This window comes from Nonomuraea lactucae (assembly GCF_003313395.1).
Classification (GTDB): domain Bacteria; phylum Actinomycetota; class Actinomycetes; order Streptosporangiales; family Streptosporangiaceae; genus Nonomuraea; species Nonomuraea lactucae.
This window is the reverse complement of sequence record NZ_QNFZ01000844.1, coordinates 1-6,058: the sequence shown is the minus strand read 5'-3', so window position 1 is coordinate 6,058 and position 6,058 is coordinate 1. Positions and strand designations below refer to the sequence as shown.

Below are 6,058 nucleotides of genomic sequence, written 5' to 3'. Positions count from 1 at the left end.
GACTCGCCCCGTCCGCCGTCCGCAACGCCGGCGCCACCCGGCGGCTCACCGCGACCGCCGTCCGCCACGCCGGGGCCGGTGAGCGGGACGCGGGTCAGGGCGAGCGCGACCAGCTGGCTGGCCTCGTCCTGTACGGCGGCACGGGTCTCGGCGATCGCCGGGATCCGGCCCGGGTCGCCCTCCGACAGGTAGGCGGCGTACGGCGAGAACCTGCCCGGCTCAGCCCCCGCGTCCAGCAGCTCGTCCACCGAGGAGCGCCCGGGCCGGGCCACCAGCGTGACCAGGGGACGCGCGTTGTCGGCGGCGAGCAGGTCGGCGATCTCCTCGCCGCCTCCGCCGAGGGCGTCGCGGAAGGCGCTGACGATCCACCGGGGATGGCTGTGGGCGATGGCGAGGTGTCCCGACGGGTCGTCGGCCGGGTCCGGGGCCACGATGGGGATCCACTCGGCGAGCGTCCTGGACCCGATCTTGCGCAGGACCGCGTTGACGAACTTGGCGGCGCCCGCGCCGATGCGCAGCCGTACGAGGTCGACGGTGGTGCCGACCGCGGCGTGCGGCGGGACGCGCATCCTGAGCAGCTGGTGGGCGCCCAGCCGCAGGGCGTCGCGCACGTCCGGGTCGGGCTCCCGGTCACCGCACATCGCGATGATCGCGTCGTAGGTGCCGAGGCCGCGCAGGGTGCCGTAGGCCAGCTCGGTCGCCAGCGCCGCGTCGCGCCCCTTCAGGCCGCGTTCGCGCAGCAGGCGCGGGGCGAGCAGGTTGGCGTACGCGTCGCGCTCGTCGACGGCTCGCATGATGTCGAAGGCCGCGTTGCGTGCCTGGTCGCGCGCCGGCCTGCGCGGCCTGCCCGCCTGACCGCCGCCGCGGCCCGCCGGTCCCCGCTCTCCCCTTGCCCTCATTGCCTCCGGCTTTCCTGGCGCCGGTCCGCGGTGCTCACTCGAACCGGTCGCCGCTCTCGACTCGCGCGCCGCGCGCCCATTCGCCCGCCGTCATCAGCCTCTTGCCCTGCGGCTGCACCTCGCCCAGCTCCACCGGGTGCGTGGCCGTGCCGACCAGGACGGAGTTCTTCCCCGAAGCGACGGCGCCCGGGGGGAGCCGTTCGGCGGAGGGCGCGAGCCGTACGGGACCGAGCTTCACCCGGTGACCGCGGAAAGTGCTCCATGCCCCCGGGTTGGGGGTGCACGCGCGGACGAGCCGGTCGACGCGCATGGCGGGAGCCGACCAGTCCACCTGCGCGTCGGTCACGTTGATCTTGGGGGCGACGGTCACCCCGTCGGACGGCTGCGGACGCGCCTCCAGCGTGCCGTCCTCGATCCCGTCGAGCGTGGCCGCGAGCAGCCCCGCCCCCGAGACCGACAGCCGTTCGAGAAGGGCACCGCTGGTGTCGCCGGGCTGGATCTCCTCGGTGACCACGCCGTAGACGGGCCCCGCGTCGAGCTCCTTGACGATCTGGAACGTCGAGGCGCCGGTGATCTCGTCGCCGTGCAGGACGGCGTGCTGGACGGGGGCGGCACCGCGCCAGGCGGGCAGGATCGAGAAGTGGAGGTTGACCCAGCCGAAGCGGGGCACGTCGAGCGCCGTCTGCGGGAGCAGCGCCCCGTAGGCGACCACGGGGCAGCAGTCGGGGTCGAGCTCCGCGAGCCGTTCGAGGAACTCGGGGGCGCCGGCCTTCTCCGGGCGGAGCACCTCGACGCCCGCCTCCTCGGCGAGCTCGGCCACCGGCGAGGGGTGGACCTTGCGGCCCCGCCCGGACTGGGCGTCGGGCCGGGTGACGACCGCGACCACCTCGTGCCGGGGCGAGTCGATCAGGGTGCGCAGGGACGGCAGCGCCGTCTCCGGTGTGCCCGCGAAGACCAGGCGCATGGTCACAGCGCCTTTCCGCCGGTGGCGTGCGGCGAGAACTTCACCGTGGGGGCGGCCAGGCCGCTCCACTCGGCCTCGCGGATGGCCTTCATCGCGAGCTTGCGCTGCTTGGGGTCCATCCGGTCGATGAACAGGATGCCGTCGAGGTGGTCGGTCTCGTGCTGGAAGCAGCGGGCCATCAGGTCGGTGCCCTCTAGCGTGATCGGCTCCCCGTGCATGTCGAGGCCCTTGGCGACGGCGCGGACGGCACGCGGCGTGGGGTAGGACAGGCCGGGGAAGGACAGGCAGCCCTCCTCGCCCTCCTCGTCGAGCTCGGCGGACAGGTCGAGGTCGGGATTGATCAGATGGCCGAGCTGATCGTCGACGTAGTAGGTGAACACCCGCAGCCCGACCCCGATCTGCGGGGCGGCGAGGCCCGCGCCCGGAGCGTCCATCATCGTGTCGGTCAGGTCTTTGACCAGCCTGCGCAGCTCCTTGTCGAAGTCGACGACCGGGGCCGCCGGGGTGCGCAGCACCGGATCTCCGAACAGCCGGATCGACTGGATCGCCAAGGGGTCACTCCGTTTCGTCGGTGGGGTCAGCCCAGTTTAGTGTGCGCGAGGGAGCGCGCCTTCATCGCGGCTTTACGGGCTGCCTTGACGACGGCCGGGTCGTCGTGTGCGGTGGCGAGCATGTCGAGGACGGCGACGGTGTCGGGGTGGCCCACGGCGGGCATCTCGTCGATGAGCTTGACCAGGTCCTCGCCGGGCTCGGGCGTGTCCAGCCGGCCGGCGGCGTGGCCGGACAGGTGCATGAGCGCGGCGAGCGAGTCGACGGCGATCCAGGTGTGGTCGTCGGCGCTGAGCGCCGGGGCGTCGAGGTCGCGGATGTGCAGCCAGGACGCGGCGTAGCGGCGCACGAGCGGCAGGTCGAGCGCCTCGCGCAGGGGGGCCTCGGCCTCGGGTCCCAGTTCCTCCAGGATGGCGCCGACCGCGCCGCGCTGCCCGGCGGTGCCGTCCGCGGCGATGCGGATCAGCTCGCGGGCCGCCTGCTCGGGCGGGCGGCGTTCGAGCCATCCGGCGACGGCGCTCTGCGTGGCCGCCCCCTTCACCAGGGCCTCGACCAGCTCGGCGGCGGACAGGTCGGCGAAGACCTCGACCTCGGCCGCGGTGGGCGCGTCGTGCCCCTCGCGCAGCAGGTCGCGGCGGATGGCCCAGACTCCGAGCGGGGTGAGCGCGGTGCGACCGGACTCGGTCTGCTCGACCAGCCCGCAGTAGGTCAGCAGGGACAGCGCCTCCAGCAGCTCGGCGGGCAGCGCGGCGGCGAGCCTGCGCATCTGGACCGCGCCCGGCTCGCAGGCGACCTCGTGGGACTGCAGGATGCCCCTCGCGAGGTTGGCGACGGCGACCCCGGAGCGCACGGAGTAGACGGTGGCGAGCATCTCGGCGAGGTGCCCGTCGACCACGGCCGAACCGGTCAGGCCCTCGTCGGCGCGGTCGAGCACGTCCATGACGACGCCGTCCCAGAACTCCAGCGTGGCCTCGACCGTTAGCTGGAGCGACAGCGGGCCCCGGGAGGCCCGGCCGCGCATGATCCGCAGCAGCCCGGTGTTGACGGCGACGATCCAGACCAGGCGCAGCCGCGCGGAGGCGAGGCCCAACTCCTCGGCGGCGGCCGTCGTGTCGGCCTCGGTGAGCAGCCCTTCGGGGGTCACGGGACGGCTGCCGGTCCAGCTGGTCAGGCGGATGGCATCGGCCACCAGCGGCACCGTCGGCACCCGCGCGGCCAGCTCCGCGTCGGGCGCCAGCAGGACGGGCGGGAAGGTCAGCGCCTCGGGATCCACGCGCGTCTCCTGCGGCGGCCGTGGCGGCACGGCGGCCTGCTCATCGATCAGCTTGCGCAGCTCGGCGAGGTCGAAGACGTTGTTGGCCACCCACGAAACTTACTGCACACGAGTCACATGGACGTAGTCAACGAGTGGGTCGGTCGCGCTTTCGCACGCGGTTCGCACCGCGCGCGCGGGCGGCCACCCAGTAGACGCCTGGCCGGGGCCGCGTGATCGTCCGGCGGCAGTCCGGCGGCTATCTGATGGCCCGGGAACGCGCCTTGAAGGCGGCCTTGCGCGCGGCCTTGGCCACCGTGCCGTCGGGCAGGGAACGGCCGAGCAGCTCCAGCACCTCGACGACGTCGGGGTGGTCGACCTGCCACATCTCCTCGATGAGGTGGGCGGGCGGGCCGGAGGCGGCCATGTTCTCGGCGAACACCTCCGGGTTCTCCTCGGCCGCGGGCAGCGCGAGCGCGAGCATGTCGACGCTGACCCACAGCAGCTCGGCCTGGGTGAGCGACGGGGCGGGCAGGCCGCGGGCGGCGAGCCAGTGGATGGCGTGCGGGCGCAGCTCGGAATCGTCGAGGCCGGCGCGCACGGCGGTCTCGGCCGCCGCGTCCAGGCGGTCGACGATGGTGATCGCGATCCCGCGGGCCACGGCGGGCGCGCCCGACGAGGCGCCCAGCAGCTCGGCCGCGGCGGCGTCCGGAGCCCTGCGGCTGAGCCAGCGGCTGATGTCGTCCTCCGCCTGCTCGGCCGGCACGCCGTCGAGCAGGCCCTCGATGAGCCCGGTGGCGTCCGTCTCGGCCAGGTCGGCCATCACGGGCGCGTCGATGCCGAGCGACACATAGTGCTCGCGCAGCGCCCAGACGGCGAGCGGGGTGAGCCCAGCCGTGTCGCCCGGCGGGCCTGGAGACGCCTCCACCAGCCCGCACCAGGCCAGCTTGTCGAGCGTGGCCGCGACGTCGGTCTCGTCCTCGCCGGTGATCTCCTCGAGGTATTCGGCGATCATGGAGATCGGCACCCTGGTGCGTACCCGGTAGAGCATGTCGAACAGGTCGTACAGCTCCTCGTCGACACCCGCGCTGCCCGTGACGGCGCCGCCGGTGTCGTGCTCGACGAGGTGGGCGACGATCCGCGCCCACCGCTTGAGCGGCTCCCCGTCGGCGAGCCGCGCCAGCTCGCCGACCAGCCCCTGCCACGGGTCCTGCCACGGGTCCTGCCACGGGTCCTGTCGCGGGTCCTGTCGTGGGTCCTGTCGTGGGTCCTGTCGTGGTGACGCGCTCTGCCGCCCCGGACCGGCCGCGTCCTGGAGCTCGTTCCAGAGGGGTACGCGGGCCAGGTCGGCGAGCAGGGCGTCGGGCGACGCCGGCCGTACGGCGGGCAGGGGCGAGCAGCCCGGGCAGTCGCAGGGCGCCTCCCCCAGGTCGGGCACCTCGCCGGAGGGAATCGCAACCGCTTGCTCCAGCGACTCCGGCCCGATGGAGCTGAACAGGCTCTTGGCCATGCCGAAGTTGGCCTCGTCGGCGAGCGCCTCGCGCATCCTGGGCTCGATGTCGGCGATCCGGTCGCGCATGGCGGCCGCCGCCTTGGCGGTCACCTCCCGGGTGTCCTGCAGGTAGTCGACCAACGTGCCGGCGGCGGCCACGGTCTGGGGCGCGCTCTCCGGCGGCGTGATGACCTTGCGGGGGTAGATGGACAGGAGCAATTCGTCGAAGGTCGCTGGAGTGAAGTCGCCCGGCTCGTTGACGTTCAGGTAGTCGCTGGCGTAGTCGCAGAGCAGGCGGACCTCGTCCGCGTCCACCTCGACGCCCCGCGCCCTTCCCCATGCACGCAGGTCGTCGATGGCTTGGTTCACCCATTCGATCGACACAGAGGCACGCTAACGGCTGACTTACGGATGAGCGAATCGGGGATAGTTCCTAAATCAGGTCGAGAGGGTCAACACTCACTCTTACGACATCTGGTGCCTTACGCGCCGCGCGTACCCCACTGGCCCCCTTGAGCGCGGCGGCCAGTCCCGCCCCCTCCGTGCGGGGAACCCGGATCATTGCTCGTTCGTGCCCGCTCTCGTCGATCGGCACCGGCCCCAGCACCTGGGCGTCGGGAGGCAGGCGCGCCTCGCCGAGCATCTGCCGGACCGCGCCTGACGCTCCCGTGAGCGTCGCCATCCGGACCGCGGGCGGGAAGCCCAGCTCGGCGCGGTCCGCCAGCTCGCGTTCCGCGTGGGTGACGGGGTCCCACCGCAGCAGAGCCTGTACCGCGGGCAGCGCGGCGTCGGCGAGCACCACCAGCTCGGCGGCCGGGCGGAGCAGGGCGGCGGCGTTCATCCAGCGGCGCAGCGCCTCCTCGGCGGCCCGCAGGTCGGCCCGGCCGAGCAGCGACCAGCCG

General features: G+C 73.6%; 5 protein-coding genes and 1 pseudogene. All 6 read right to left on the bottom strand.

Translation table 11 applies throughout. The features are described from left to right. Nucleotides 1-899, bottom strand: an 899-nt coding sequence (locus DQW85_RS29325; protein ID WP_275888271.1) for a transcription antitermination factor NusB, incomplete at its 3' end; no start/stop codon positions are given. Between the two features lie 34 nt (nucleotides 900-933). Continuing rightward, the gene (gene fmt / locus DQW85_RS29320) at nucleotides 934-1,863 is read right to left on the bottom strand and encodes a methionyl-tRNA formyltransferase (RefSeq protein WP_113703087.1); all 930 of its coding nucleotides are present in this window, start codon (nucleotides 1,861-1,863) and stop codon (nucleotides 934-936) included. A 2-nt stretch (nucleotides 1,864-1,865) separates the two neighbouring features. Next, complete coding sequence (def, locus tag DQW85_RS29315; protein ID WP_113703086.1) at nucleotides 1,866-2,414, bottom strand: peptide deformylase; 549 nt, start codon at nucleotides 2,412-2,414, stop codon at nucleotides 1,866-1,868. 26 nt (nucleotides 2,415-2,440) lie between these two features. After that, nucleotides 2,441-3,775: a hypothetical protein gene (locus tag DQW85_RS29310; RefSeq protein ID WP_113703085.1), complete on the bottom strand. Its 1,335-nt coding sequence runs from the start codon at nucleotides 3,773-3,775 to the stop codon at nucleotides 2,441-2,443. Between the two features lie 148 nt (nucleotides 3,776-3,923). Further along, the gene (locus DQW85_RS29305; RefSeq protein ID WP_113703084.1) at nucleotides 3,924-5,540 is read right to left on the bottom strand and encodes a hypothetical protein; all 1,617 of its coding nucleotides are present in this window, start codon (nucleotides 5,538-5,540) and stop codon (nucleotides 3,924-3,926) included. Nucleotides 5,541-5,589: 49 nt separating this feature from the next. Further along, a pseudogene (locus tag DQW85_RS29300) lies at nucleotides 5,590-6,058 on the bottom strand (primosomal protein N'); the annotation flags it as partial.